The organism is Brevibacterium sp., assembly GCF_031179145.1.
Taxonomy (GTDB): domain Bacteria; phylum Actinomycetota; class Actinomycetes; order Actinomycetales; family Brevibacteriaceae; genus Brevibacterium.
On record NZ_JAPSIB010000008.1, the window covers coordinates 68,725 to 93,654 of the forward strand.

The following is a 24,930-nucleotide window of genomic DNA, read 5'->3' on the forward strand; positions in this document are numbered from 1 at the left end:
AGGGACTCCGTTCGCACCGGACCGGTCGGCACCAGCGTCCAGCGTGTGAGGAGATGTTTGCATGGGACCTGCGCCAACGCCACTCGACATCGAGTACCCGTTCACCGGCCGATGGCTCGTGCAGAACAGTCCGGCCGATCAGGTGCCGAGCCACGGGACGGCAGCATTCGCGAGCTCATACGCCATCGACTTCGTCCCTGTCGACAGCACGGGAGGGACAGCCCCATTGACGTTCTCCTCTCTCGTGCGCCCTGAGCCACCGGACAGGTTTCCCGGGTTTGGGCGCCCGCTGCTGGCTCCGGCTGCGGGGACCATCATTGCTGCCCACGATGAGGAGCCCGACCACGCCGCTCACCGCGGCCTGCCCTCGATCACGTATATGCTCACGCAGCAGAGACGAGCCCGAGCAGGCTGGTTGGAACTGGCCGGCAATCACGTGTTCATCGAACACAAAGGTGTCATCGTCGCACTCTGCCATCTGCGCAGCGGCAGTGTTCAGGTGCGGCCGGGGGAGAAAGTGCGGGTCGGTGACCCGGTCGGCCGGTGTGGGAACTCCGGCAACTCCACCGAGCCCCACGTGCATGTGCAGGTGCTCGACAGTCCTGATGTCGCTTACGCCCGCGCTGTGCCGCTGACGTTCCGAGGAGTTCTGCCGCGCAATGGGGAGATCGTCGACGTCGACCATCATCGGCACGATTGACACGTGCGACTAGGGCAGTGGTGTCGGACTTGCGGGGACGTCGTCTGAGTCTCGTCGTCCCATGGCCTCACGGAGGTTCGATCGGTACATTCGTCAGATATGGAAGACAGATCTGACGAGCCGCTCGACTCAAGTCGTATCAGTGATCAGCCTGCGCTTCGAAGCTCCTCCGGCACTGTCTGGATCGTCGCGGGCGGGCTGTTCCTCATCGTCATTGCAGGCGTGCTGGCAACGATCATTGCCTCCGGGGGCCCAGCGATTCCCTACGCGATCGCCACAATTGCCGTGGCTGGGGGACTGTACCTTGCCTTGCTCATTGCCCGTTTCGCTGTGCGACCGGGGAAGGTCCGCCTGCGGGTCATGGCTGTGTCCATGATCGGCATGGCCGTCGTATCGATCATCGGACTCGTGCTGTGTGTCGGAGCCGCCTCGGGCGGGGCCTGATCAGCCGCCGGTCGATGAATGCGCACGCGGAAGTGAACCGTGCTCTCACGGTGCTCCCCGGTCGCAGTCATTGCATCCTCGAAAAGGACAAGTATCCTGTACCCCGAAACGCCGAGGCGCCTGCTCGGGGCCTCCGATCACTGAAGGGGCTCCGCTATCCGCTTTCGCACTCATGCTTCTCGTCCACAGTCAGCACCGGCAGGTCCCACTCCGCGGACCAGCGCCTTCATGCAGTTCGTCGCTGTGAGCTGCGCCGCCGGGATCCTGGCAGCCGGGATGGCGATTCCCTTCGTGGGGTTCGGAGCCGCGAGCGCCGAGGCGGGTGTCGACATCTTCAACTCGCTTCCCGCCGAGCTCGATGAGCGGCCGCTCGCGGAGCAGTCGCGGATGTTGGCCGCCGACGGCTCGGAGATCGCCACGTTCTATTGGCAGAACCGGCAGGAAGTGGGCTTCGACGACATCTCTCAGGAGATGAAGGACGCCACGGTCGCGGTCGAGGACTATCGCTTCTACCAGCATGACGGTGTCGACATGCAGGGCATTGCCCGGGCCGCGGTGAGCAACATGGTCTCCGATTCCACTCAAGGCGGTTCCACGCTGACCCAGCAGTATGTGAAGAACGTGCTGGCGCAGAACGCGTACGCGGAGGGCGACGAGCAGGGCTATGCCGAGGCGATCCAATCGACCGGCGGTGAGGGCTACGCCCGCAAGGCACGTGAGGTGAAGCTCGCGGTCGCACTGGAGAACCAGTACGACAAGGACGAGATCCTCCACCGGTATCTCAATATCAACAACTACTCGGGGTCGCCGAACGTCTATGGCGTGGAGGCCGCCGCCCAGCGCTACTGGGGAGTGCCTGCCTCCGAACTCAACATCCAGCAGTCGGCCACCTTGGCGGGCATCGTCCAGAATCCCTGGGCATTCAACCCCGAACGCCACCCCGAGCGCACGCTGGAGCGACGCAACACTGTGCTCGCACTCATGCACCAGCACGGATTCATCGATGATGCCCAGTACGAGAAGGCACGCAAGACCGGACTGGACCTCGACATCCATGAGACCGGCAACGGCTGCGCAGCCGCAGGGAACAAGGCGTACTTCTGCGACTATGTGCAGCGCATCATCGAAAACGATGACAGCTTCGGCAAGACCAAGGACGAGAGGCAGCAGCTGCTGCGCCGCGGAGGGCTGACGATCAAGACCAGCCTCGATCCCGACATCCAGGACATCTCGGACAAGGCGGTCAAGGACCGGGTGCCCGTCGACGACGCCTCGCACGCCGGGCATACGTCGGTGACTGTGGAACCGGGCACCGGGCGAGTCATCGCCATGGCCCAGAACCGTGACTACTCGGCGGGTGAGGCAGAGGACTCCTCCCAGACCCAGATCAACTACAACGTCGGACGCAGCCTCAACGGCGCCAACGGCTTCCAAGTGGGATCGACGTGGAAGCCGTTCGTGCTCGCCCAATGGCTCAAAGAGGGGCATGGGCTGAACGAGACCGTCGATGCCAACCGCCGCAGCTATTCCCCGGACTCATGGACGTACGAAGGCTGCCCGTCGATGGGCGGCGAATGGAATCCGCGCAACGCCGAGGATACGAAAGTCAGCTCGTCGATGTCGGCTCTCGACGCCACCCGCACCTCGGCGAACACCGGGTACGCGGCCATGGGGAATCAGCTGAACATGTGCGGCATCATGGACAACGCTCAGTCGCTGGGCGTCAAGTACGGAAGCGGCACCCCCTTGGACGCCGCCCGCGACGACGGCTACATCCCCGCGCTCGGACCCGCTTCGATCCTCGGCACCGTCCAGGTCGCGCCCATCGACATGGCTGCGGCGTACGCGACCTTCGCCGCTGACGGCGAGTACTGCCGGCCGACCCCCATCGACTCGGTCGCGACCAAGGACGGGAAGAAAGTCGATGTGCCCTCGGCCGGCTGCCGACAGGCGCTCGACAAGAAGACGGCCCAAGGCGTCGCCTACGTCATGAGCCAGACCTTCAACGGCGGGACCACGAAGGATCTGAAGATCGGCGCACCGGCAGCGGCGAAAACCGGGACGACGAACTTCGAGGTGGGGTCGACCTCGCTCGGCGGATACACGCGCTCGCTCTCCACGTTCGTCTGGACCGGGGACCCGAAGCGGAACCGTGACTGGCGCAAGGACGGGGCGGGCGCTGTTGACGGGAAGATCTTCGGAGCGACGATCTCCGGCAAGACCTGGCAGTCGATCATGGGCAAGGCGGTCCGCCACACGGAGGGCAACACGGGTTTCCCCAACCCGGGCACATGAGCGCAGGTTCCGGGGAGAGCACAGCGGTTGGCTAGGATGGCAGTCTGGCAAGGTCCCTGGACGGGAACGGGCATCAGCGGACAGGTGTGAGGACGAGTGGAGCAGCTGCAAGTGTCGTCGAACGACGAGCGTGCCGGCGAGGCGCTGCCCGCTCATGTCCGCACAGCCGTCATCGAGACATTCGACCGGCACGCGGCCCAGTGCCGGGGTGGGATGCAGTTCAGCGTCTACCGCGCAGGTGAACCGGTCCTACGGCTGTGCGCCGGCGTCGCAGGAGTGCGCGGGGACACCTCGGCGCGGTCCTGGGGTCCGGACACTCTGGCAGTGGTCTTCTCCGGAACCAAGGGGCTCGTCGCCACGATCGCCGCGATGGCTGTCGGGGCACAGCTTCTAGACGTCGAGGCCCCCGTGAGCAGATACTGGCCGGAGTTCGCGGCCGCGGGCAAGGAATCGGTGACCGTCGCCCACGTGCTCTCCCACACGGTCGGGCTGCCCTACGTCGATCCCGATCCCTCACTCGACGCCCAGAACCGTCCCCGAGAGGGGGAGGGGAAGTGGGCGTTCCTCGACTCGCGGGCGATGGCTGCGATCCTCGCCGGCCAGCGGCCGCAGTGGGAACCGGGAACGGCGATCGCCTACCACGGTGTGACCTACGGATACCTGATGTCCGAGATCATCCTCCGCGCCACGGGCCGCAGCGTCGCCCAGTGGCTGCGGGAGGACCTGGCCGAACCGTTCGGCCTCGACCTCCACCTGGGCCTGGTCGCAGAGGATGAGGACCGGGTCGCCCCGATCATCCAAGCACCGGGGTACAGGGTCGCTCCGCAGGTCACCGACCCGCAGCGCCGCGACGTCATCGACCGGATGTACGCCTCACTGCTGTCGCCGAGCCTGCTGATGAACTCTCGGGAGTTCCACGCCGGCGAGCTTGCGGCAGGAGGCGCGATCGCCACTGCCGACGCGATGGCGAAACTCTACTCACTGCTGGTGACGCCCGGTCACCTCGGCGGGGGCATCGTGGCAACGGAGGCTCTTGAAGTCGCCACGAGCCCGCGCGCCTCCGGGACCGACTGCCTCACCGACCGGCCGCTGGACTTCGGTCTCGGCTACGAACTCGCCGAACCGACGGGCACGTACGGACCGGTGAGCAGGGCGTTCGGCCACTCCGGTGCCGGCGGCAGCATCCACGGGGCGTGGCCGGAGCATGGTCTGGGGTTCTCGTTCCTCACCAACGAGATGCTCAGCGACGCCGCCGACCGGCGGGCGAAGGACCTCCTCGAGGCGCTCGCCGGAATGCGGACATCATGACCGAGCAGATGCGCAGGCACGAACACGACCACGAGATTCCCTGGTCACTGCCCATTGTGGTCCGGCGATCCAAGACTCGGCTCTCCCGACACATCGACGTGCTCGAAGCCACGGCCCGTGCCGTCGTCACCTTCCTCGACGACTCCCGCGCTCAGCCCGGAGGGGAGTGGTACGAGGCCCTCGAGCATTGGCGCGATGGCGCGATCCGCAAAGTCGTGCGCCGCGGAGACGGCAAGCAGTTCGCCGACGCGCAGGCGCTCGGCTGCATCACCGTCACCCACGGAGGCACCGACGACTGCGCCCCCGCCGAGGTGCTCGTGTTCCCGCCCGGGCCCGTGCGGCCCCTGCCGAGGGAACTGGCGAAGCTGCAGGTGGGAGGGACGGAGTTCCCCGACGAAGGGGAAAGTGCGACTCCTGTCGCCGAGGCGGTCGTGACGATCGAGGTGACGCCCCTGGAGACCCTGACGACGGGCAAGGCCGCCGCGCAGTGCGGTCACGCCGCTCAGTTGGCCTATGAGCAGATGCCCGCCGAGGTGCGTGCCCGCTGGCGCGACTCCGGCTTCAGCACTCGGGTGGTGACCGCAACGCGGGAGTCCTGGGCCGTGAATGCGCGGCCGGTGAGCGTCACCGATGCCGGCTTCACCGAGGTGGACGGACCGACGGAGACCACCCGCGCGTGGTGGTGAAGGTGCGGCACTGGTGCTGTGCGGACGGTCCTCGTGACAGAGGGGCGGTCCTCGTGCTGAAGGGACGGTACAGTATCACCGTGCCTTCTCCTCTTCATTCGTGCCGGTGCGATGCGCAGAATCCTTGAGTTCTTCCGCAGCACGCTGATCATGGCTCCCGCCGACTCGGATCGACGGGCTCCCTTGCGCGTCGGGATCGGCGTGGCCGTGCCGTCGCTGATCCTCCTAGTCATCGGTCATCCTGAACTGATCGTCTATGCGGTCTTCGGGGCATTCTGCGGACTGTACGGGCGCGGGGAATCCCATCAGCTGCGCGTCATCCACCAGGTGCAGGCAGCGGGCCTGCTCTTGGCCGGGGTCAGCGGGGGAGTGGTGCTGTCGTGGTTCGACACACCGCTGTGGGGTCTCATCGTCATCGAATCGCTCTTCGCGGCCGCCGGCTCCGTGCTGGCCGACCGCGCCTCACTTCGGCCCGGTGGGCCGTTCTTCGGGATCTTCGCCCTCGGGGCCTGTGCCTCGATTCCACCATTGGGGCCGATCTGGATTCCCATCGCGATCAGCTTTGCCGCAGCCGCCTTCGCCATCGCGGTCGGGTTCCTCGGCTGGTTCCGCAGCCGCAGGTGGAAGACCGGAGCCAAACGCGAGATCATCGACCTTCGCGGTCCCCGCGCCGGGGGAATCATCCGGCACGCCGTGACCTACGCGGTGGCCGTGGGAGCCGGCGGTCTCCTCGGCGCGTGGCTGATCAGCGATCATGCGTACTGGGCGATGGCCTCGGCAGCGGTGCCCCTGGCCGCCGCCGATCTTCCGGGACGCATCGCCCGGGGTGTTCACCGGGTGCTGGGCACATTCTCGGGGCTGATCCTCACCGGGCTGATCCTGCTGCCGGATCCGTCACCGATGATGCTGGCGATCCCGGTGATCCTGCTGCAGTTCCCCACCGAGTACCTCATGCCACGGAACTACGGTTTCGCGCTGACGTTCTTCACCCCGATGATCCTGCTGATGACTCAGCTGGCCAATCCCATTCCACGTTCGACGCTGATCATCGATCGGGGCCTCGAGACCCTGCTGGGAGCTCTGGTCGGCATCGCGGTGGTGCTCGTCGTCGGGTTCTTCAGCTCTCCCAGAAGCCCGGGCGTGCGATTCGTTCGGCGACGAAAGGCTGCGTGAATGATGGGTTTGAGAGCACGACTGCTGGCGGCCGTCTTCCCCGGAGCCTGCCTGATCATCGTCGCAGGGCTACTCATCGACACGGCAGCCCGCACATTCGCGGTGTTTCTGGGGTTCTTCGGGTTCCTCGTGCTGGTGATGTGGCCGATCATCGCCCTCACCGTCCAGATCCGCCATGAGAGCAGATCGTCCCGCGGACGCGAGATCTCGACGCTGCTGGGCAGGTCGTATGTCCTCGTCACTGCCGTGCAGAAGTTCGCCCTGCAGATCGGCATTCCGGTGGTGATGCTGGGCGGCGTGGGGATCTTCTGCCTGATCACAGCAGGGGACGAGCCCGACCAACGGGTTGCGAAGATCGTGTTCGGGTTCGGCGCGCTGCTGCTCCTCGCGGTCTACCTGCTCTTACTCGTCCTCGGTCGCTCCGCGCTGACGCTGCGCTTGGCCGGAATTGCCTGTGTGGTCTTCGGGGCGGGGGCTCTGTTCACTGTGATCACCGAGGTGCAGGATGGGAGCGTCGTCCCCGCGGACATCATTGCTGCCGGTGCCGGCATCGTGGTTTCGGCGGCCGGCCTGTGGCTGCTCGTGACCGGACGCAACTCGATCAAGCGCCGAGGCTGACCAACGCCGCGGCGACGCGGACATCCGCGAGGGCGTCGATCGTACTGTCTGACGCTGGACGTGAGGCTCGACGCGCGCCGGTGGATCTAGAGCTCGTCGTCTTCGCCCTCGTCGAGAGGACGCGTCTTCGTGCCGTTGCCGAACTCGTCGAGGATGATGCGCTGCTTGACCATCTTCCCCTGCTCTTCGTCCCACACCTCGATGATGTCTCCGGGATGGGTGGAGGGCTGGTAGTGGTCTTCATTGACTCCGGTCATTGGACTCACCTCATTCTGTCGTCCAGTGCTTGTACTGACCGTAACCCGGGTCACGTCGGGTGACAAGGGTTTGGGGCAGGAGAGCGGCGAATGCCCGCTCTCCCGCCCCAAACCTCAGCGAGTCACTGAAGTGGGTTTGGTCGATGAATGCCGAACGGCGGGGTTGAAGTCTTCACTTCAACCCCGCCGTTCAGCGGTTACGTCACTGAGTCAGTGTGAACTGATTCAGATCTTGGTGCGATTGCGGCGAGTCACGAGGATCGCTGCGGCACCACCGGCGAGGAGCAGAGCCGCGAGGCCGCTCAGCGCCAGGGTTCCATCGATACCGGTGCGAGGCAGGTCGCCACCGTTGCTGCTGGCCGAGGCGTTCGAGCCAGTCGAAGCGCTTGCAGAAGCGCCTGCGTTGGTCGAAGCCGAAGCCTTGTCCGAGTCATCTGCCGAGGAAGCGTTGGCATCCTTGGCGTCGTCGGAGTCAGCGGTTGCGGCTGCTTCCATCTCGACATCAGCTTCTGCGGCGGCGGCCGGGTCAGCGTCTGCTTCAGCAGCTGCCGACGGGTCAGCGGTTGCAGTTGCTGCTGCGGCCGGATCAGCCGTAGCGGCTGCACCTGGATCGGCGTCGGCGTCAGCGGTCGCTGCAGCCTGAGCCGAGGCGTCGTCCGACGAGGTTGCGTTGGCTGCGACCGAAGCTGCTGCTGCCGGGTTGGCGTCAGCGGCTGCGGTGGTGTCAGCGTTCGCGGTGTCCTCATCGTTGGCGTTGGCAGCTGCAACTGCAGCGGCCTGCGACGAAGCGTTGGCCTCAGTCGTGGCATCGGTCGAGGCTTCGGAAGAAGCGGTCTCGTTCGCTGCCGACTGTGCTGCGGTCTGAGCGTTCGGGTCAGCTGCTGCGGATGCGGTGGTGGTCGCATCTGCGAGAGCGGCTTCCTGAGCTGCAGCTTCAGCAACGGCGTTCTCATTGTTGTCAGCATCGGCGGAAGCGGCTGCGGACGCCGAGGCGTTCACATTCGCTGCTTCATCCTGCGAAGCGTCGGCAACTGCCGAGTCGTCAGCGTTGGCAGCGGCGGTAGCCGAAGCCGTGGTCGACGAATCTGCGGTCGCTGCAACGGCGGCTGCAGCGGCAGGATCGGCGTCGGCGGCCGCTGTGGTGTCAGCGGTCGTCGAGCTTGAGTTATCTGCCAGTGCTGCGGCGTCTGCTGCCACCGTCGCCGAGGCGTTCGGGTCAGCGGACACGTCGGCCGTCGTGTCGGACGATGCGGATTCATTGGCGGCCGTCTGAGCTGCTGCTTCTGCCGAGATATCGGCAGCGGCGGTCTCATCGGTCGATGCATCCGCGTTGGCAGCAGCCTGAGCTGCGACCTGGGCGGCCGGATCGTTGTCACTGTCAGCGGTAGCCGATGCCGAAGCCGAGGCTGCTGCATTGACGTTCGTATCGGCTTCAGCGGCCGGATCAGCGGTTGCGTCATCGTTCGCTGCTGCTTCGACAGAAGCATCAGTCGACGAGTCTGCAATCGAAGCAGCCTGTGCGGCCGAGGCAGCGTTCGGGCTGGCATCTGCAGCTGCAGAGGTATCAGCGTTCGTCGAATCCGTGTTGTCAGCCTGAGCCGATGCATTTGCTGCCTCGTTCGCTGCAGCATTGACATCAGTCGTCACATCGGCCGTGGTGTCGGTAGATGCGGTCTCGTTGGCGGCCGAATCAGCTGCTGCAGACGCGGTTACGTCGGCGGCTGCCGTTTCGGTGGTGGTCGCATCTTCGTTGGCGGCAGCCTGGGCTGCTACCTGTGCGGCCGGATCGTTGTCAGCATCAGCAGTGGCCGAAGCCGAAGCCGAAGCTGCGGCGTTGGTGTTCGCATCCGGGTCCGGCACGACGACTTCAGCGTTCGCACGAACCGAGGACGAAGCCAGGTTGACATCGACGGCGGCAGCTGCCGGCAGCAGTTCGAGGCTGACAGCGTTGACGGTGAAGCCGTCACCGTTGGTGCCGTTGCCCTTGACTTCGCTGTCCTCAGCAGGATCCTTGACCGTGGGCTGCTCGTTGATCGTGAGATCGACGACCTGGTTGAGGCCTGCGAACACGGGATCGAGCGATGCGAGGATCGGATCGACGATTCCGGTGACCGAGCCCGAGATCTCTTCAGCGGTCGAGGTGAGGATTCCACCGATGATCGGCTCAGTGATCGCGAGGACCGCATTGAGCAGGGGCTCGGTGATGGCCGTGACGATCTGTCCGACAGGCAGTCCTACAACCTCCAGGTCGGAGGTGATCGTAGGATCAGAAGGATCGGTTCCCGCCAGCTGTCCGAGGGTCGCATCGATGGTGACGGTGCCCTCTGCAATCACACCGACGATCGCAGCTGAGACCTCAGCCGGGAGTTCGATGATGACGTGCACATCATTGAGTGCATTGGTCAGCGCGGTGTTGAGCTTGCCGCCCACTTCGCCCAGAGCATCGGCAACACCGGTGGTGATCGCGGAGATGGTCTCCGAGGTCAGCACCTGGGTGTTGGGAGCCAGACCATTGAGGTCCGTCGCCCCGGGGCCGCTGACGATCTTGGCCAGATCGATCGTGATCTCACCGTTCTGGAGGTTCACCCGGACTGGGCTTCCCTCTTCACCGAGCTGCTCGTTGATGACGTCTTCGACGACACCGTCCAGCGCGTCGCGAACCTCAACGCTGACGGTGGCACCTTCTCCGCCGATGGCGATGGTGTTGCCCAGCAGGCTGACATCGACACCCAGGGCGACGAGGTCGTCGACCAGGCCTGCTTCGCCGAGAGCGCCCTCGAGCGTGGCGCCTGTCGTGGCGACCAGTTCGTCGAGCTCTGCAGAGATACCGGCGACAGCCGGGCTCGAGAGGGTGAGGATTCCATCCGCGACGACGTATTCCGAAGTCGTGGTGGTTCCATCGGACTCAGCCGTCGAACCGATGGCGCCGAGTTCGAGGGACAGTTCGTCAACGAGCTGATCGCTGAGACCGTCGATGCCGGCCTGGCCGAGAACGTCCGTGAGGTCGATCGTGGCGTTCTTGAACGAACCTTCGTTGGTGTCGTCGACGTTGAGAGCACCATCGGCGCCGACAGCACCAGAGCTGGCCAGTGCCTGGTTGGCCGCAGTCGACTGCGAGTAGGAGTTGAGAGCACCGGCCTCACCGAGCTGGATCAATCCGCCACCGTCGGGGGCACTGACAATCGGAACGTCGATTCCGGGAATGGTCAGACCCGCGAGGCCTCCAAGGGCCTCGGCGTTGATCGGAGCGACGGTCTCGCCCTCGTTGGAAGGAGAGCTGTTGTACGCAGTGACGGCCTGAAGCGCCTCGGCGGACAGAGCATCGGCATCGATGAACTGAGCGAACGCCTCGGCGTCCTCATCGGGGTTTACTTGAGCGGCCATACCGGGTGACGTTGTCATCACGGTGAGCCCCAGTGCGGTAGCGGCTGCGACCGCACCCACTGCTGTCTTACGGCCGGGCTTGAGCCGGCCAGGGAGCATCTTCATGTTCCTCCACATCGTTTGAAACTGGACGATCTCCTCGTCCGAAACGAGCGGGGGCACAACAGTACCCACGTGATTCTCGACTCGAACCTTGATGGAAACGGGCAGTCTCCTGGTAGATCCCTCACAACACTACAGACCTGACGTGAATGTCATGGTCTGGTAACGAAAACTGTTACGGTCCCGTTACAATTACCGTAACGTAACGTCATAGTTCGTATTCAGTGCGAAATTCTCGAATTCAAGGGTCGGTTCTACCGTCCGTAGTCGTTTGGGCGCATTGAACTAGGGGCCGGACTCTCGGACTCGGCTGTGCCCCGTATTCTGGCGGATCGATGATATAGAGAACGCGACTGCCCTCCTGCGCTGAGGGCAAGACGCTTTGCCTCTGACGACGATTGCGTCGGCTTTATGAACAACCGGCGACAAATAATTGAAAGTTGAACTTCACCCGAATGTCACGGATTCGGGATGAATTATCGAGACCTTCAGGTAACGAATCAGTGAAGAAGGTCGATGTGCTCCCAGAACGTCTTCCGCAGTTTCTGTCTCACGCTCTGCCTGTCGGTGTCATACTCGCCGATCTGCGCAGCACAGTCCCGGAGGAGAGTCGCATCGATGTGGATCGGCAGATTGGGGCGATCGCTGAGCACCTCTTCCAGTTCCGCCTCTGTGCAGGTGTCGTACCAACTCTCGGCGACACTGCGTCCGACTTCTGCGGCCACATCGAGCAGCCGTTGCAGAGCGGCGACCTTGGCCTGGTCGGTCGAGAAACCGGGCACGGGACCGACAGCGTCGCGTGGGGATGGGCGCGCGGCTCGTGCGACCGCCTCCGTGGGCTCCGTCGGAGGTTGCCGGTCGGCGGGTGCTGCGGGCGTTCCCAGATCGGATCCATGCTGTGATCCACGGGACCGGTGCGCATGTACCGTCAACGGCGTGGGCACTGGACTCTGCGGCGGCCGAGGCATCGGCGCCGGAACAGGGACAGCGGGCGGCACCGGTGCCTCGCCAGTCGCCTCGGGGAAGTGCTTCATCCGGGTGCGGGGAGTGAAGCAGCTGGTGATCAGTTCATTGGGCAGGGTGATGATGCGGTCGACCTGCATCGCCAGGTGTTCGGCGACGGAGGTGACCTTGAGGTAGTGGGCCTCGTTCTCGATGCCGACGAGCACGACCTTCATGCCGAGGTCCTGGGCGGCTTCGACCGCCTCGGCGAGGTCGTCGTCACCGGTGAGCAGGTACGCGACTCGGGCTGCGCCGTTCCGGGCGATCTCGACGAGGTCGAGGCCCATTCGCAGGTCGACACCTTTCTGGGTGCCATTGACACCGATGCGGCCGAGCCTGACCTTGACGTCGTCGATGAGCGCGATGCGCTTGTGCGACTCATGGAAGACGCCGTCCTTCGACGCGTCGTACCAATACACTCGCAGCGTCTCGAGTCCGGAGTCGCGCGCGGTGGCCTCCACGACTCCCTTGATCAGCGCCTCCGTGTTGACGAGGGTCGCCGAGCGCAGGGATGTGCCTGTCACTCTGGAGCTGCCGACCGCGAGCAGGAACCCGGCGTCGATGAAGACTGCACTCTGCTCGATCGCCATTGGCTGACACCTTCCTGATTGCGGTGGATCCTCATCCTAGCGGAGCACGCTCTATCGGTGCAGGCCAGGGGGCAGGTGGAGATCACCTCGGCGACTTTGGCGAGTCACCGGCTCCGGCTCTAGAGTCAGGGAATCGGACGGTTGCTGGACGAAGGGGTATCGGTATGAGTGCGAGGAAGCGATTCGCCGTCATCGGTGCGGGGATCATCGGCTCGGCCGTGGCGCGCGGTCTGCTCGCTCGCTATGACGGAGCGGAGGTGACGCTCTATGAGAAGGAGGACCGGCCGGCCTCCCACCAGACGGGCCACAACTCCGGGGTCATCCACGCCGGCCTCTACTATGAACCCGGCAGCCTCAAGGCCAGGCTCTGCCGCCGTGGCGTCTCCCTCCTCGTTGACTTCGCCCGTGAGCACTCCGTGCCCTTCGACGAATGCGGGAAGATCGTCGTCGCCACCAACGACGTCGAAGTCGAACGGCTCCACGCCATCCATCAGCGTTCCCTGGCCAACGGCGTCCCCGACGTCGCACTCCTCGACGCCGACGGCCTGCGAGAGGTGGAGCCGAATGCGGTCGGCCTGGCTGCCCTGCATTCCCCGCACACTGGAATCATCGACTACCGCGGACTGACCGAAGCCCTTGTCTCGGACTTCCGCCGAGGTGGGGGCCGGGTCCGCTTCTCCACCGCGGTCAACCGGGTCGAGGAGCGGGCCGGAGGCGCCATCGTCTATTCCGTGTTCGATGCGCAGGAATACGACCAGGTCATCGCCTGCGCCGGTCTGCAGTCCGACCGCCTGGCCGCCCGCTCCGGAGAGGACAGGAATCCGTCGGTGGTGCCGTTCTTCGGTCAGTACTTCATCCTCGAACCCGAGTACGACGACATCGTCAACGGGCTCATCTACCCCGTGCCGGATCCGAAGTACCCGTTCCTCGGCGTCCATGTCACCCGGCGGATCGATGGGGGAGTGATGCTCGGACCCAACGCCTTCCTCTCCTTCTCTCGTGAAGGCTACCGGGGGCTCGGCTTCAACCTGCCCGACTCCCTGCGCATCGCCGTCAACCCTGGGTTCTGGAGGTTCGCGGCCGGCAACATGGCCACCGCCCGGCGGGAGATCGCCGGAGTCCTCTCGAGCGAGAAGTTCGTCGAGGAGGCTGCCCGGTATGTGCCCATGCTCGCAGGGGCGACCGGTCGGCGAGCCACCCGCGGCATCCGCGCCCAGGCGATGAACCGGGACGGATCATTGGTCGACGACTTCGTCATCGACCGCGGCCGCGCCACGATGTTCGTCCGCAATGCCCCCTCACCCGGAGCCACCTCGGCACTGGCGATCGCCGAACACCTCATCGACGAGGCGACGAGGTAGTTCCGGGAACGCTGCCTCGCGGGGTGGTGCGCCCTGTTCCCACTCGGTAATGTGCGATGTGACTGGAACGGTGAGCCCGGATCAGTGAGTCTGGATCGATGAGGATCGAGATCGAGAGGAACCGATGACATGGCCGAGGTGCTGCTCTATCACCACATCCAAGGGCTGACCGACGGGGTGCGACGCTTCGCCGACGAACTGCGAGGGTCAGGCCACACCGTCCATACTCCTGACCTGTTCGACGGGCTGACATTCGACAGCCTCGACGAGGGTTTCGGCTACGTCCGCGAGGTCGGATTCGACAAGATCCGGGAGCGCGGTGCGGCAGTCGCCGACGACCTGGGGCAGGAGCTCGTGTACGCCGGCATCTCCTTCGGCGTCATGATCGCCCAACCACTCGCTCAGACCCGCCCGGGAGCTCGGGGAGCAGTGTTCCTGCACTCCTGCCTGCCTGTGACGGAGTTCGGGGACGCGTGGCCGGACGAGGTGCCGGCGCAGATCCACGGCAAGGACAGTGATGAGTTCTTCGACGAGGATCTGCCTGCCGCGCGAGATCTCGTGGACTCGGCGGCGGGAGCCGAACTGTTCGTCTACCCCGGCGACCAGCACCTCTTCACCGACTCCTCCCTCGATGCCTACGACCCGCAAGCCTCCGCGCTGGTGCTGCAGCGAGTGCAGGCATTCCTCGCCGAGGTGTGAGACGCGGCTGTTCGCTCACGCATCCCGGGACCGCAGCATCGCATATCCGAAGAGCAGCCCGGCGCCGGCCCAACCGACGAGAACGGCCAGGGCGACCGGCCATTCGTAGGGCTGGGTCGTCTCGACCGCGAGGACCGCGATCGCCTGGTTCGGCAGGTATTGCGCGAGGTCGCTGATCGCTTCGACGCCGAAGAGCGGCAGGATGTTCGGGACCACGTGAAGCAGTGCCAATGCAGTGATGATGGTGAAGGCCGCGCTGCGCAGAGCCGCACCGAGCCCGAGGACGAAGATGCTCAGCAGGGCCAGGCCGACGCCGGTGCCGATCATCGCGCGTGCGAGGTCCGGGGATTCGAACCGTCCGAATTCGGCCGCGGCGCCTGCCGCGACAGGAGTCCCGACGAGGATGAGAGCAGCTCCGGCGACGATCCCGATGATCAGCAGCACCACCGTCTTTCCGGCCAGGACCCGGAACCGCCGGGGAACACTCTGCAGCGTCGTCATGATCGACCCGGTCGAATACTCGCTCGTGATCGCGAAGGTGCCGAGCAGGACCAGGGCCATCTCCACGATGAGCATCGTCTGGACGACGATGGCGGGGGCGGGCATTGCGGTGTCGAACCCGTTGCGTCCGCTGGCCAGCGCCGAGGCGCCGAGCAGCCAGCTTCCGGCGAGGGTGCAGGCGAGAGCGCTGGCGAGGATCCACCATGTGGAGCGGACACTGACGAGCTTCGTCCACTCGAAGGCGACCGTGCCCCACCAGCTACTCAGGCGTGAGGTCCCAGCTTCCGAAGTCGGTGAGATCGAGTTCTGCGGGGTTGCGGTGGTCATCGGAGTGCCTCCGAGCTGAGAGCGGCCGGGTCCTGCCCGGCGGTGGTCGGATGGGTGGGGGTCGCCGGGGAGATGGCCCGGTAGTCGGTGCCGCCCGCGGTCAGGCGCGCGTAGACGTCTTCGAGGGAGGAGCCGGTGAAGGCGAGTTCGTCGATCCGGATGCGGTGGGAGTGGGCGAGGGCACCGATCGAATCGATGTCGGTCCCGCTCACCCGCAGCCCCTCCTCGGCGGCGGAGACCTCGAGGCCCGCATTCGCGAGGACCACGGCCAGAGCTGACGCTTCCGGGGTGCGGACGTGGGCGGTGCGGGTGACGTCGAGGAGCTCTCGCAGCGGCGCATCGGCGACGAGGCGACCGCGGGCGATGATCACGAGGTGATCAGCCGTGTCCGCCATCTCACTGAGCAGATGACTGGAGACGAACACTGTGCGTCCCTCGGCCGCGAGGGAGCGCATCAGGCGCCGAATCCAGCTGACCCCTTCAGGATCCAGTCCGTTGACCGGTTCGTCGAAGACGAGCACCTTGGGGTCGCCGATGAGCGCCGAGGCGATGCCGAGCCTCTGCCGCATCCCGAGAGAGAACGTGCCGATCCGCGACCGGCCGACGTCGTCGAGTCCGACGGTGGCCAGCGCCTCATCGACCCGGCGAGGACTGATTCCGTTGCTGCGAGCCATGCCGAGCAGGTGGCTCCGGGCCGATTGGCCGGGGTGGCCGGTGCGCGGCTCCAAGAGCGCGCCGACCGTGCGCAGGGGGCGGTCGAGTTCGGCGTAGCGACGGTCGTCGATGAGTGCGGTGCCGGCGCTCGGGCGGTCGAGGCCGAGCAGCATTCGCATCGTCGTCGACTTCCCAGCGCCGTTGGGGCCGAGGAATCCGGTCACCCGACCGGGGTGGATCGTGACCGTGATGTCGTCGACGGCGCGTTTGTCCCCGTAGACCTTCGTGAGCGATTCGAATCTGATCATGGTGTTCGTCCTTTCTCCATGCCACTCAGCCTAGGAGTCGCCGGCCCGGCGCGAACCGGTCCGGAGTCGGTTGTCGACCCTGTCGTTCGTCGGTATTCTCCGAGGGAATGGCCCTGACTTTCGTCAGTGCCGTCGAGTCCGTGGCGGTTGGTAGCATTCGAATCGAGAGGTGCTCTCGAGAGGCGGAACCGCGGATGAGGCGACACGAGTGGTGGCAGCTGGCCGGCCTCGTCGCATGCGCGGTGACGATTCCACTGCTCGTCGGGGGACCCTGGTCCTTCCTGCTGGCACTCCTCGTCATCCCGTCCCTTCTCATCGGACGTCGCAGCACCGGTCTGCGTCCGGCCCTCGTCGCCTTCGCCCTCGGCCTGCTCGTGCAGCTTCTCGTCGCATGGCTGCGGGAGCCGGGGTCGATCGTCTCCGAATGGGTGCACTATCTGCTCCACGACCTCGTGGTTCTCCTCATCCCGTGGTGGATCGGGCGGGTCCTGCAGCTGAAGCGACTGCGCCGGTCGAAGGAGGAGGCGATCATCGCCGATCTCGCTCGCACCCGCGAGCGGACGCGCATCGCCGAGGACATGCACGACGTGCTCGGCCACGACCTCGCGCTCATCGCCCTGCACAGCGGCGCGCTCGAACTCCTGCCCGAATCCACCGACGAGCAGCGCCGGGCAGCAGCCCAGATCAGGGAGCGGGCGGTCTCCGCCACCGACCGCCTCCACGAGATCCTCGGCGTCCTCAGAACCGGTGACGTGCTCAGCGGCGAGGAACCCGGGGACCGCCGCAGTCCTGAGGGATTCGGCCTCTACCGGATCGTCGACCGCGCTCGCGAATCGGGGATGGAGGTGACCATCACCCCCAATGGGCCGGCTTGGGGCCGGCACACCCCCGCTTCGAGTCGGCGCTCATCTGCCGATGTGATCATCCCCGCCTCGAGTCGGCGCTCATCTGCGGAGGCGACGGTCCCCGCCGAGGCGACTGTCCGTGCCGTCGAACGCGTGGTTCAGGAAGCACTGACCAACGCGGCCAAACACGCTCCCGGAGCGCCGGTCGACATCGAACTCGGCACGACCGCGGACGAGACGCGAGTCTCGGTGACCAACGGTCCGCGCGGCAGCAGGGAAGGGTACGCTGAGGCGCGCGGCGGTGGGATGGGGCTCACCGCGGCGCAGGAGCGGGTCCGACTGCTCGGCGGAACACTGACGGCCGGCCCCCACCTCGGCGGCTTTCGGGTCGAAGCTCGGATTCCGTCGAATCCGAACGGAACGGTGAGCAAGGGGCAGTCCGACCCCGAGGCGGAGCAGAGGCTGCGGACTCTCCATCGGAGCATCCGGGCGAACCTGGGCCGCGCCGCGCTCGTGCCGGCGGTCTGTGCAGTGCTGGTCCTCGGTGCCTTCGCCGTGTTCCACGTCCTCACGTTCACCAGCCTCGCCCTGCCGTCCCAGGACTTCGCGCAGATCGAGGTCGGGGACGACCGCTCGGAGGTGGCGGGGCTGCTGCCTCCCTCCAGCATCCCTGTCGACAGGTTGCCGGATGCGATTGAGGTGCCGCCGGTTCCGGAGGCGGGCCGGTGCGAGTTCTTTCTTGCGCGTGATTCTCTCGTCGACCTCGGCGGCGACGTCCACCGCATCTGCACAGCCGACGGTGTCATCATCACCGCAGACCGACTGACGCCAGGAGGACGCTGATGATGCCGAGCGACCAAGCTGCCGGTCTCGGCGCGGAGGGAACGGCGTCCGCTTCGGACGTCAGAGTGGTCATCGTCGACGATGAGCCTCTCGTCCGCGGTGGGGTGCGCGCGATCCTCGCCACCGACCCCGACATCGAGGTGGCCGGGGAAGCGGGAGACGGGCGTGAAGCGATCGAAGTGATCAGGGCGCTGCGCCCGGCGGTGGTGCTCCTCGACATCAGGATGCCGCGCCTGGACGGGCTCGAGGCGATACCGGAGATCCTCCGCCTGCTGCCGGAGACCAGGATCGTCGTCCTCACCACTTTCGGCGAGGACGCCTACATCGCCGAGGCGCTCGCCCGCGGGGCGGCCGGATTCCTCCTCAAAGCCTCCGATCCCAGGGAACTGCGAGATGCCGTCCATGCCGTCGCCGGCGGAGCCGCTTACCTCTCGCCCCGCGTCGCCCACCGGGTCATCGATCAGCTGCGCGAGGGTCCTCGCCCCGATCCTGCCGCGGGCAGCCGAATCTCGCGGCTGTCGGAGAGGGAGAGGGAAGTCCTCGCGCTGGTCGGCGCCGGTTGCTCGAACTCGCAGGTGGCGACGCGGCTGCACCTGACTGAGGGGACCGTCAAGGGATACGTCAGTGGGATCCTGACCAAACTCGACGTCGAGAACCGGGTGCAGGCCGCCATTCTCGCGCACCGCGCCGGAATCATCCCGGGACCGGAGAGTCGGTAGGCTGGGGGCGCAGCAGTACATGAGTGAAGGAGAATGCGGCGCATGGCAGTTCTGGTGACCGGCGGGGCAGGATACATCGGGTCCCACGTGGTGAGGCTTCTGGTCGAACGCGGTGACGATGTGCTCGTCGTCGACGACTTCTCGACCGGGATCGAGAACCGGGTCGAGGGCCTGCCGCTTGTCAGCCTGGACCTGGCCGCACCGGATGCTGAGGACCGCCTCGTCGCCGCGATCGAGGAGCACTCCGTCGACTCGATCATCCACTTCGCCGCGAAGAAGCAGGTCGGCGAATCCGTCGAGCGGCCGCTCCTGTACTACCGGCAGAACATCGGCGGACTGACCAACGTTCTCGGTGCTGCCGAACGCACCGGCATCGAATCCCTCGTCTTCTCGTCTTCGGCCGCGACCTACGGCATGCCCGACGTCGAGATGGTCGCTGAGGATCTCGACTGCCGTCCGATCAACCCCTACGGCGAGACGAAGCTCATCGGCGAATGGATGATCGACAATGCGATCACCGCGGCGAAGATGCGCGGGGACACGTTCAAGGCCGTGAAGCTGCGCTACTTCAACGTCGCGGGCGCCGGCTGGCCCGAGCTCGCCGACACCGCCGTCATGAACCTCATCCCGATCGTCCTCGAGCGCGTGGCGGCCGGCAAGGCGCCCATCGTCTTCGGCAATGACTACGACACCCCCGACGGCACGTGCATCCGCGACTACGTCCACGTCAAGGACCTCGCCGAGGCGCACATCGCCTCCCTCGACTACATGAAGTCCGACGACGAGCCCGCTGAGACCGTGTTCAACGTCGGCACCGGCAAGGGTGCCTCCGTCAAGGAGGTCATCGACGCCATCGCCGAGGCGACCGACCGTGAGATCGTGCCCGAGATGGGCGAGCGTCGCGCAGGAGACCCACCAGCGCTCGTCGCCGACGTCTCCCGGATCTCGGCGCAGTTGAGTTGGAAGGCTGAGTTCGGCCTCGAGGAGATCGTGCGCAGCGCCGTCGACGCGGCGGGAATGTCACCGACGAGCAAGTAGTCTCGAGCACGGTCGGAGCATGGCCTGTTTCGTCTCCGGGCGCACGCTCGTTTCGGGGCACAATTGTGCTCATGAGCGAATACATTGTGGTCGGAGCCGGGCTGGCAGGGGCCGCCACGGCATGGGAGCTGACCTCCCGAGGCGAGAACGTCACCGTGCTCGAAAGGAGCACACCGGCCAATGACGCCGGCAGCTCGCACGGTTCTGCCCGGATCTTCCGCTACGCCTATACCGACCCGCTCTACACTCAGCTGCTGGTGAAGGCCAAGCGCCGCTGGGACGAGCTCGAGGAGACTGGCGGAGTCCAGCTCATCACCCGCACCGGGTCCGTCGACCACGGTCCGGTCCGTGACGTCGCCCAGCTGGCTCCGATCCTCGACGCCGCGGGAGTGGAGAACGAGCTGCTCTCAGCCGCGGACGCGCAGGCCCGATGGCCTCAGTTCGCCTTCGACACCGAGGTGCTCTGGCACCCCGACGCCGGTGTTCTCGATGCTCAGACCACAGTCGAGACGATGCTCAGGCTCGCCGAGGGCACCGGTCATGCCAGAGTGCTCACCGACTGGACGGTCGCCGGGATCGAACGACGTGCCATCGGCGGATTCACGGTGCGCTCGACCTCCGGCGAGGTCATCGGAGGTGATGTCGTCGTGGTGGCGGCCGGGGGATGGCTTCCGAGTCTGCTCGGTGACCTTGCCCTGCCGACCGGGTTCATCGAATCGTTCCCGACGCTCGAGGTGCGGCAGGAGCAGGCTTTCCATCTGCCGTATCGCGACGAATCCGGCGGCGTTCAGGCAGGTCAGACAGGCGGTGGCGAGTTCGGTGTCTGGCCGACTTCGATCCACATGACCCCCGAGACTATCGTCTACAGCCTTCCCGGAGGTCGGGATGCCGGCTTCCGTGGGCAGAAGATCGCCGAGTTCAACGGGGGACCGGTCATCGATTCAGCACTCGACCAGGACGGGCAGATCCGTCCGGAGATGCGCGAGAAGATGGTCGACTACGCCACGCGGTACCTGCCGGGAGTGGTGCCAGAGCCCTATGCGGAGACCACCTGCCTGTTCACCAACACGAGTTCCGAGGACTTCGTCATCGACGTCGCGGACGGTGTTGTCGTCGTGTCTGCGTGCTCGGGCCACGGAGCGAAGTTCGCACCACTCCTCGGTGAACTCGCCGCCGATCTCGCCACCGGAGCGGGAACCGTGCCCGATCAGTTTCGGGTCGCCGCGCATCGCGGAAGGTGAGACTGTAAGACCATGATCAATCGCATTCTCGCCAACTGCACAGTCTCGGACCTGGACCGTGCTGAAGAGTGGTATGCCCGCCTCTTCGAACGCGGACCCGACGCTCGTCCGATGGCCGGGCTGATCGAATGGCACCTCGGTGCCGACTTCGGTGTGCAAGTGTGGCTCGACGCCGATCGTGCGGGGAAGTCGACGCTCGTGCTGGGGGAGACCGACTTGGATGCGGCGGCAGCGCGTCTGATCGAGGCGGGCATCGACCATGCTGGTCCGCAACCCGGAGGTGGAGCGCGCATCCTGCAGCTGGCCGACCCTGACGGCAATTTCGTCGTGTTCTTCGGAGCTTGAGCTCCGACTCCCCATTGCCGCCGAGGCGGTGCTGCAGTTCCGTGCGAACACTCCGTTCACGCCGGTTCCCCACGCGAACACACTGTTCGCGTGGGGCAGCACCCCCTCGGCGGCACTGTTGTCACGCTTCTCTGACACTCTCGTGTCAGCCCCTCACGATAACCTGAAAGCACTCAACAACATCAAGCACCAGGAACAGAAAACGACACGACAACACAACCTGAACAGGCGGCTGAAAACTAATAATAATCGAAGAAAAACGTAGACGGATTCGAATCATGCGCGTAACATAGACACCAAGCGGGCAACACAGACGTTGACGAACGGACCGAGACGATGACTCTCACCCCCGACCGGAACCACCCGAAGCAGAACAGGCGCACCCCCAGCGCCGCTTCGCCCTGGTGCGCCGGCGGGAACAATCCGAAAACCACCGAACCAGGCGGGGCCGAGCCCGGCGTATCCGGTGTCTCTCGCGTGCCTGACCCGCCCGATGCGCTTGCACCGCGTGAAGTGTCGCCCGAGACGTCCGAGGCGGGCAGTTGCAGTGGTGCTGGTTCGAGTGCTGGTGCTGATTCGAGTCTCGGCCAGTGGGGTGGCCGGACTCTGTGGGAGGCAACGGTCGATGATCCCGCCGCCCAAGCTGAGGCTCGCCGGATCAGTGCCGAACGCGATGCCGAGATCCGCGCCCGCCAGGACGCCATCGACCAGGCCCGTGAACACGCCGCCGACCTCGCGCGTGAGGCGGGCACCGGTGCCTGGGGCAAGTCTGAACGTGAGGCTGCTGGAGGTCCTCCTGCTGAGACTCCAGTTTCCGAGGCTGGCGCCGGTCCTGATGCCGACGTAGCTGCTGCTGGGGAGTCGCGGAGCGCTCCTGGCTCGGGTGATGAGTTCGCGGGCACTGCTGTCTGGGGCGTCGCCCCGCGAGGGCATCACGGCGACGACGAGATCCCAGTTTCTGAGGTCAACACTGATGCGCAGGCCGGTGCGGACGCGACGACCGGCATTCAACCTGAGACCGGCGGCGGTGCTGAAACTCGGATCGACGTTGACCCCGGTGGAACCGGCGTTGACCATCCGTCCAGTAGTGAGGCTGAGCCCGACGCCGACGCCGATGCTGTTGGGGCTGGTCCGCACCCGTTGCTCTCTGAGGAGGCATGGGCTGATCTGGTCCGGTTCGCTCCCGAGATCACGGACTCGATCACCGCCCTGCAGACACTGGTCGAGGGCCTGTTCTCGTTTGCTCGTCCGATGGGCCCCGACCAGGCCGTGACCATGCTCGATGGCGTCGAGGCACTCGAGCGTCTCGTCGAGTCATTGTCGGTGGTCGGGGTGTCGGTGTTCGAGCGGTCCGGAACGCCGCGGGACTACGGGGCCAAGGATGCCCGGGCCCTGATCGAGGACCGGTTGCATGTGAGCGGCTATGAGGCGTCGCGTCGGGCGAATCTGGCGAAGTCGTTGGGGAACAGGGTTGAGATCAGTGGGCAGTCACGCGAGCCTGAGTTCCCGCAGGTCGCAGCCGGCCTCAGGTGTGGGAGGTTGTCGGCGAATCAGGCGAGTGTGATCGCTGAGTGTCTGCGGAAGCTGCCGGGCTGGGTCAGTGGTGAGCAGCGTGTCGAGGCGGAGCGGGTGCTGGTGGAGAATGCTCCGGCGGTGCGGGTGCGTGATATTCGCCTGTTGTTCGAGGAGGTTCTGGCCTGGATCGATCCTGATGGGTCGGTGCCTGATGAGGAGCCGCGGGCGGAGGAGTACTGTGTGAACTTGCGGGCCCGGAAGGATGGGGCGTGGGTGCTCAAGGGCCTGTTGGATCCGACGACGGGTGGGATCATGCACGGTCTGCTGACCTCACGAATCACCACTGACCCCGAGGCTGGGAGCACCACCACCGACGGCGAGAACGATAAAACCGACGCTGAAGAGGTCGGCACTGACGCTGATGGCGCTGACGTGAGCGTGGGATCGGCCGCTGATGGCGCGACTGCAGGGTCTGCTGCCGATGGCGAGGCCAGTTCAGGAGGCGATGAGTCCCTGGATGCGGCGGTGGTGGAAGCGTTTGAGGCGGTGTTGTCCGGGGACCGTCACGATGTGCTCGACCCGACTGTCGGTGGCGAATCCGCCACCGGGGTTCCTGGGTACGGGGTGCGTGAGGACGGGACTCGGGTCGCGATGACATTACAGCAGCCGGGTATCCGGACTCGGATCTATTCCCGGTTCGCGACACTGGTGTCGCGGGTCGAGATGAACCGGGTCGGTGCCGGTGCCCCGTTCGCTTTGGTGGTGACGGCGAAAGCCAGTGATCTCGCTGCTGGGTCGGGGCGGGCGGAGACAGGTGCCGAGTCCCGGTTCCCAATGGCCACGGCGGTGCGTGAGGGGCTCAATGGGGCGGTGTTCTTCCATCTGATGAGTGAGAAGGCGCGCACGGTTGAGGTGTGTACGGAGAAGCGGTTCGCGAATGCGAAGCAGTTGGCGATCCTGACTGCCCGGGATCAGGGGTGTACGTTCCCGGGCTGCGATACTCCGCCGGGGTGGTGCGATGCCCACCATATTGTGGAGTGGGCCCAGGGTGGGAAGACGGATATCAACAATATGACCCTTGCCTGTGGTGTCCATCATCGGCTGTTGGATAAGTCGGGATGGGAGACGGTGATGTTGGTCGATGGGCGTCCGGCGTGGGTGCCCCCTGCCACGCTTGATCCGGCTCGGCGCCCGATCCTGCATGCCCGGTTCGAGGCTCGCGATATCGCGGAGACTCTCTTCGATTAACTGCCTGACGGAACCACAGGGGACAAGTGTGCCTGTGGCCGTTGGCGGGCGGCCGGGACACGCGGTTGTTGTGCTCGGGTGAGCACTGAACTGCATTTCATTGCTCAGCCAGACTATTTCGGCTCGCTGATCGCCGCATACTCGCTGATCGACACATACTGTTGGTATGAACCCTGTTCATCCCATCTCAGTCGCCACAGTCGAGAACGCAATGGCGGTCACCCGCCTGCAGATCGACTTCAACGCCGAATTCGATTCCACGACGCCCCCGCCTGATGTGCTGCTGCGACGCTTCCGCGCGCTGCTCAAGCATCCCGATGCCTTCGTTCTCGTAGCAGGCGATCCGGAAGAACCCACCGGGTATGCTCTCGTCACGTTGCGCCCGTCCATCTACTGCGACGGTCCGCTGGCCGTCCTCGACGAGCTGTACGTGCAGCCGACCTTGCGCGATCAGGGGATCGGCACCCAGCTGCTGCAACGAGCGATCGCCGAGGTGGTCGCCCGCGGCGGCGGGGAGATGCACATCAACGTCGACGAGGTCGACACGGATACCCGGCGCTTCTACGAACGCCACGGCTTCCTCAACATCGAGCCCGGAACCGATTACCGCATGCTCTGCTACATCCGCGAATTCGAGTCCTGAGCATACGACCCGGCCGTCACCTCGGCGGTCGACCGTCGCCTCGTCGAGGAGGCGCTCTCCTCTGCGGGGACACGACCACCTCGG

21 protein-coding genes are annotated in these 24,930 nt (G+C 65.6%); 16 read left to right on the plus strand and 5 right to left on the minus strand.

All coding sequences use genetic code 11. The features are described from left to right. The first annotated feature begins 61 nt into the window (after nucleotides 1–61). From RIT73_RS07835 to RIT73_RS07865, 7 genes are all read left to right on the plus strand, one after another. Entirely contained in the window at nucleotides 62–700 is a 639-nt protein-coding gene (locus RIT73_RS07835) for a M23 family metallopeptidase (RefSeq protein WP_309131515.1), read from the plus strand. 99 nt (nucleotides 701–799) lie between these two features. Then, nucleotides 800–1,144, plus strand: a complete 345-nt coding sequence (locus RIT73_RS07840) for a hypothetical protein (RefSeq protein WP_309131516.1) — start codon at nucleotides 800–802, stop codon at nucleotides 1,142–1,144. Nucleotides 1,145–1,372: 228 nt separating this feature from the next. Then, nucleotides 1,373–3,439, plus strand: coding sequence for a transglycosylase domain-containing protein (locus tag RIT73_RS07845; protein WP_309131517.1), 2,067 nt, complete (start codon nucleotides 1,373–1,375; stop codon nucleotides 3,437–3,439). Between the two features lie 96 nt (nucleotides 3,440–3,535). Beyond that, on the plus strand, nucleotides 3,536–4,747 hold the full coding sequence (locus tag RIT73_RS07850; RefSeq protein ID WP_309131518.1) for a serine hydrolase domain-containing protein: 1,212 nt from the start codon (nucleotides 3,536–3,538) through the stop codon (nucleotides 4,745–4,747). Next, entirely contained in the window at nucleotides 4,744–5,433 is a 690-nt protein-coding gene (locus tag RIT73_RS07855) for a peptidyl-tRNA hydrolase (RefSeq protein ID WP_309131519.1), read from the plus strand. Before RIT73_RS07850 ends, RIT73_RS07855 begins: the two co-directional genes overlap by 4 nt. Nucleotides 5,434–5,544: 111 nt before the next feature. Next, nucleotides 5,545–6,606, plus strand: a complete 1,062-nt coding sequence (locus tag RIT73_RS07860) for an FUSC family protein (protein WP_309131520.1) — start codon at nucleotides 5,545–5,547, stop codon at nucleotides 6,604–6,606. 9 nt (nucleotides 6,607–6,615) lie between these two features. Next, on the plus strand, nucleotides 6,616–7,224 hold the full coding sequence (locus RIT73_RS07865) for a hypothetical protein (RefSeq protein WP_309131521.1): 609 nt from the start codon (nucleotides 6,616–6,618) through the stop codon (nucleotides 7,222–7,224). A gap of 86 nt (nucleotides 7,225–7,310) precedes the next feature. Here the strand turns inward: RIT73_RS07865 and RIT73_RS07870 are convergent, their stop codons facing one another. The 3 genes from RIT73_RS07870 to RIT73_RS07880 form a co-directional block, all read right to left on the minus strand. Next, nucleotides 7,311–7,481 (minus strand): hypothetical protein, encoded by a 171-nt coding sequence (locus RIT73_RS07870; protein WP_309131522.1) that lies wholly within the window; start codon nucleotides 7,479–7,481, stop codon nucleotides 7,311–7,313. 225 nt (nucleotides 7,482–7,706) lie between these two features. Then, nucleotides 7,707–10,970, minus strand: coding sequence for a choice-of-anchor G family protein (locus tag RIT73_RS07875; RefSeq protein WP_309131523.1), 3,264 nt, complete (start codon nucleotides 10,968–10,970; stop codon nucleotides 7,707–7,709). Nucleotides 10,971–11,467: 497 nt separating this feature from the next. After that, nucleotides 11,468–12,559: an NYN domain-containing protein gene (locus tag RIT73_RS07880; protein ID WP_309131524.1), complete on the minus strand. Its 1,092-nt coding sequence runs from the start codon at nucleotides 12,557–12,559 to the stop codon at nucleotides 11,468–11,470. Nucleotides 12,560–12,723: 164 nt separating this feature from the next. Here RIT73_RS07880 and lhgO point away from each other — a divergent pair, with 164 nt between their 5' ends. After that, the gene (lhgO, locus tag RIT73_RS07885; protein ID WP_309131525.1) at nucleotides 12,724–13,920 is read left to right on the plus strand and encodes an L-2-hydroxyglutarate oxidase; all 1,197 of its coding nucleotides are present in this window, start codon (nucleotides 12,724–12,726) and stop codon (nucleotides 13,918–13,920) included. A 129-nt stretch (nucleotides 13,921–14,049) separates the two neighbouring features. After that, nucleotides 14,050–14,619 carry a dienelactone hydrolase family protein gene (locus RIT73_RS07890; protein WP_309131526.1) on the plus strand — a complete coding sequence of 190 codons (570 nt, stop codon included), beginning with the start codon at nucleotides 14,050–14,052 and terminating at the stop codon, nucleotides 14,617–14,619. Between the two features lie 15 nt (nucleotides 14,620–14,634). Here the strand turns inward: RIT73_RS07890 and RIT73_RS07895 are convergent, their stop codons facing one another. Further along, a complete protein-coding gene (locus RIT73_RS07895; RefSeq protein WP_309131527.1) occupies nucleotides 14,635–15,447 on the minus strand; it encodes a hypothetical protein in 813 nt (270 codons plus the stop codon). Then, entirely contained in the window at nucleotides 15,444–16,409 is a 966-nt protein-coding gene (locus RIT73_RS07900) for an ATP-binding cassette domain-containing protein (RefSeq protein ID WP_309131528.1), read from the minus strand. The genes RIT73_RS07895 and RIT73_RS07900 overlap by 4 nt, the downstream gene beginning before the upstream one ends. 194 nt (nucleotides 16,410–16,603) lie before the next feature. Here RIT73_RS07900 and RIT73_RS07905 point away from each other — a divergent pair, with 194 nt between their 5' ends. The 7 genes from RIT73_RS07905 to RIT73_RS07935 all read left to right on the plus strand — a co-directional run bounded on the left by RIT73_RS07905 (nucleotide 16,604) and on the right by RIT73_RS07935 (nucleotide 24,846). Continuing rightward, nucleotides 16,604–18,097 (plus strand): histidine kinase, encoded by a 1,494-nt coding sequence (locus tag RIT73_RS07905; RefSeq protein ID WP_309131529.1) that lies wholly within the window; start codon nucleotides 16,604–16,606, stop codon nucleotides 18,095–18,097. Beyond that, on the plus strand, nucleotides 18,097–18,816 hold the full coding sequence (locus RIT73_RS07910) for a response regulator transcription factor (RefSeq protein WP_309131530.1): 720 nt from the start codon (nucleotides 18,097–18,099) through the stop codon (nucleotides 18,814–18,816). The genes RIT73_RS07905 and RIT73_RS07910 overlap by 1 nt, the downstream gene beginning before the upstream one ends. A gap of 42 nt (nucleotides 18,817–18,858) precedes the next feature. Beyond that, the gene (galE, locus tag RIT73_RS07915) at nucleotides 18,859–19,854 is read left to right on the plus strand and encodes a UDP-glucose 4-epimerase GalE (RefSeq protein WP_309131531.1); all 996 of its coding nucleotides are present in this window, start codon (nucleotides 18,859–18,861) and stop codon (nucleotides 19,852–19,854) included. A 71-nt stretch (nucleotides 19,855–19,925) separates the two neighbouring features. Then, the gene (locus RIT73_RS07920; protein WP_309131532.1) at nucleotides 19,926–21,095 is read left to right on the plus strand and encodes an FAD-dependent oxidoreductase; all 1,170 of its coding nucleotides are present in this window, start codon (nucleotides 19,926–19,928) and stop codon (nucleotides 21,093–21,095) included. A 12-nt stretch (nucleotides 21,096–21,107) separates the two neighbouring features. Further along, nucleotides 21,108–21,440, plus strand: coding sequence for a VOC family protein (locus RIT73_RS07925; RefSeq protein WP_309131533.1), 333 nt, complete (start codon nucleotides 21,108–21,110; stop codon nucleotides 21,438–21,440). Between the two features lie 336 nt (nucleotides 21,441–21,776). Then, entirely contained in the window at nucleotides 21,777–24,203 is a 2,427-nt protein-coding gene (locus RIT73_RS07930; RefSeq protein WP_309131534.1) for a DUF222 domain-containing protein, read from the plus strand. 166 nt (nucleotides 24,204–24,369) lie between these two features. Then, nucleotides 24,370–24,846 carry a GNAT family N-acetyltransferase gene (locus RIT73_RS07935; protein ID WP_309131535.1) on the plus strand — a complete coding sequence of 159 codons (477 nt, stop codon included), beginning with the start codon at nucleotides 24,370–24,372 and terminating at the stop codon, nucleotides 24,844–24,846. Nucleotides 24,847–24,930 lie beyond the last annotated feature (84 nt).

Bases quoted from the DNA above. Each gene is read 5' to 3' on its own strand.
- RIT73_RS07835 (WP_309131515.1), top strand. From the start codon at position 62: ATGGGACCTGCGCCAACGCCACTCGACATCGAGTACCCGTTCACCGGC.
- RIT73_RS07840 (WP_309131516.1), top strand. From the start codon at position 800: ATGGAAGACAGATCTGACGAGCCGCTCGACTCAAGTCGTATCAGTGAT.
- RIT73_RS07845 (WP_309131517.1), top strand. From the start codon at position 1,373: ATGCAGTTCGTCGCTGTGAGCTGCGCCGCCGGGATCCTGGCAGCCGGG.
- RIT73_RS07855 (WP_309131519.1), top strand. From the start codon at position 4,744: ATGACCGAGCAGATGCGCAGGCACGAACACGACCACGAGATTCCCTGG.
- RIT73_RS07860 (WP_309131520.1), top strand. From the start codon at position 5,545: ATGCGCAGAATCCTTGAGTTCTTCCGCAGCACGCTGATCATGGCTCCC.
- RIT73_RS07870 (WP_309131522.1), bottom strand. From the start codon at position 7,481: ATGACCGGAGTCAATGAAGACCACTACCAGCCCTCCACCCATCCCGGA.
- RIT73_RS07875 (WP_309131523.1), bottom strand. From the start codon at position 10,970: ATGAAGATGCTCCCTGGCCGGCTCAAGCCCGGCCGTAAGACAGCAGTG.
- RIT73_RS07880 (WP_309131524.1), bottom strand. From the start codon at position 12,559: ATGGCGATCGAGCAGAGTGCAGTCTTCATCGACGCCGGGTTCCTGCTC.
- lhgO (WP_309131525.1), top strand. From the start codon at position 12,724: ATGAGTGCGAGGAAGCGATTCGCCGTCATCGGTGCGGGGATCATCGGC.
- RIT73_RS07890 (WP_309131526.1), top strand. From the start codon at position 14,050: ATGGCCGAGGTGCTGCTCTATCACCACATCCAAGGGCTGACCGACGGG.
- RIT73_RS07895 (WP_309131527.1), bottom strand. From the start codon at position 15,447: ATGACCACCGCAACCCCGCAGAACTCGATCTCACCGACTTCGGAAGCT.
- RIT73_RS07900 (WP_309131528.1), bottom strand. From the start codon at position 16,409: ATGATCAGATTCGAATCGCTCACGAAGGTCTACGGGGACAAACGCGCC.
- RIT73_RS07905 (WP_309131529.1), top strand. From the start codon at position 16,604: ATGAGGCGACACGAGTGGTGGCAGCTGGCCGGCCTCGTCGCATGCGCG.
- RIT73_RS07910 (WP_309131530.1), top strand. From the start codon at position 18,097: ATGATGCCGAGCGACCAAGCTGCCGGTCTCGGCGCGGAGGGAACGGCG.
- galE (WP_309131531.1), top strand. From the start codon at position 18,859: ATGGCAGTTCTGGTGACCGGCGGGGCAGGATACATCGGGTCCCACGTG.
- RIT73_RS07920 (WP_309131532.1), top strand. From the start codon at position 19,926: ATGAGCGAATACATTGTGGTCGGAGCCGGGCTGGCAGGGGCCGCCACG.
- RIT73_RS07925 (WP_309131533.1), top strand. From the start codon at position 21,108: ATGATCAATCGCATTCTCGCCAACTGCACAGTCTCGGACCTGGACCGT.
- RIT73_RS07930 (WP_309131534.1), top strand. From the start codon at position 21,777: ATGACTCTCACCCCCGACCGGAACCACCCGAAGCAGAACAGGCGCACC.
- RIT73_RS07935 (WP_309131535.1), top strand. From the start codon at position 24,370: ATGAACCCTGTTCATCCCATCTCAGTCGCCACAGTCGAGAACGCAATG.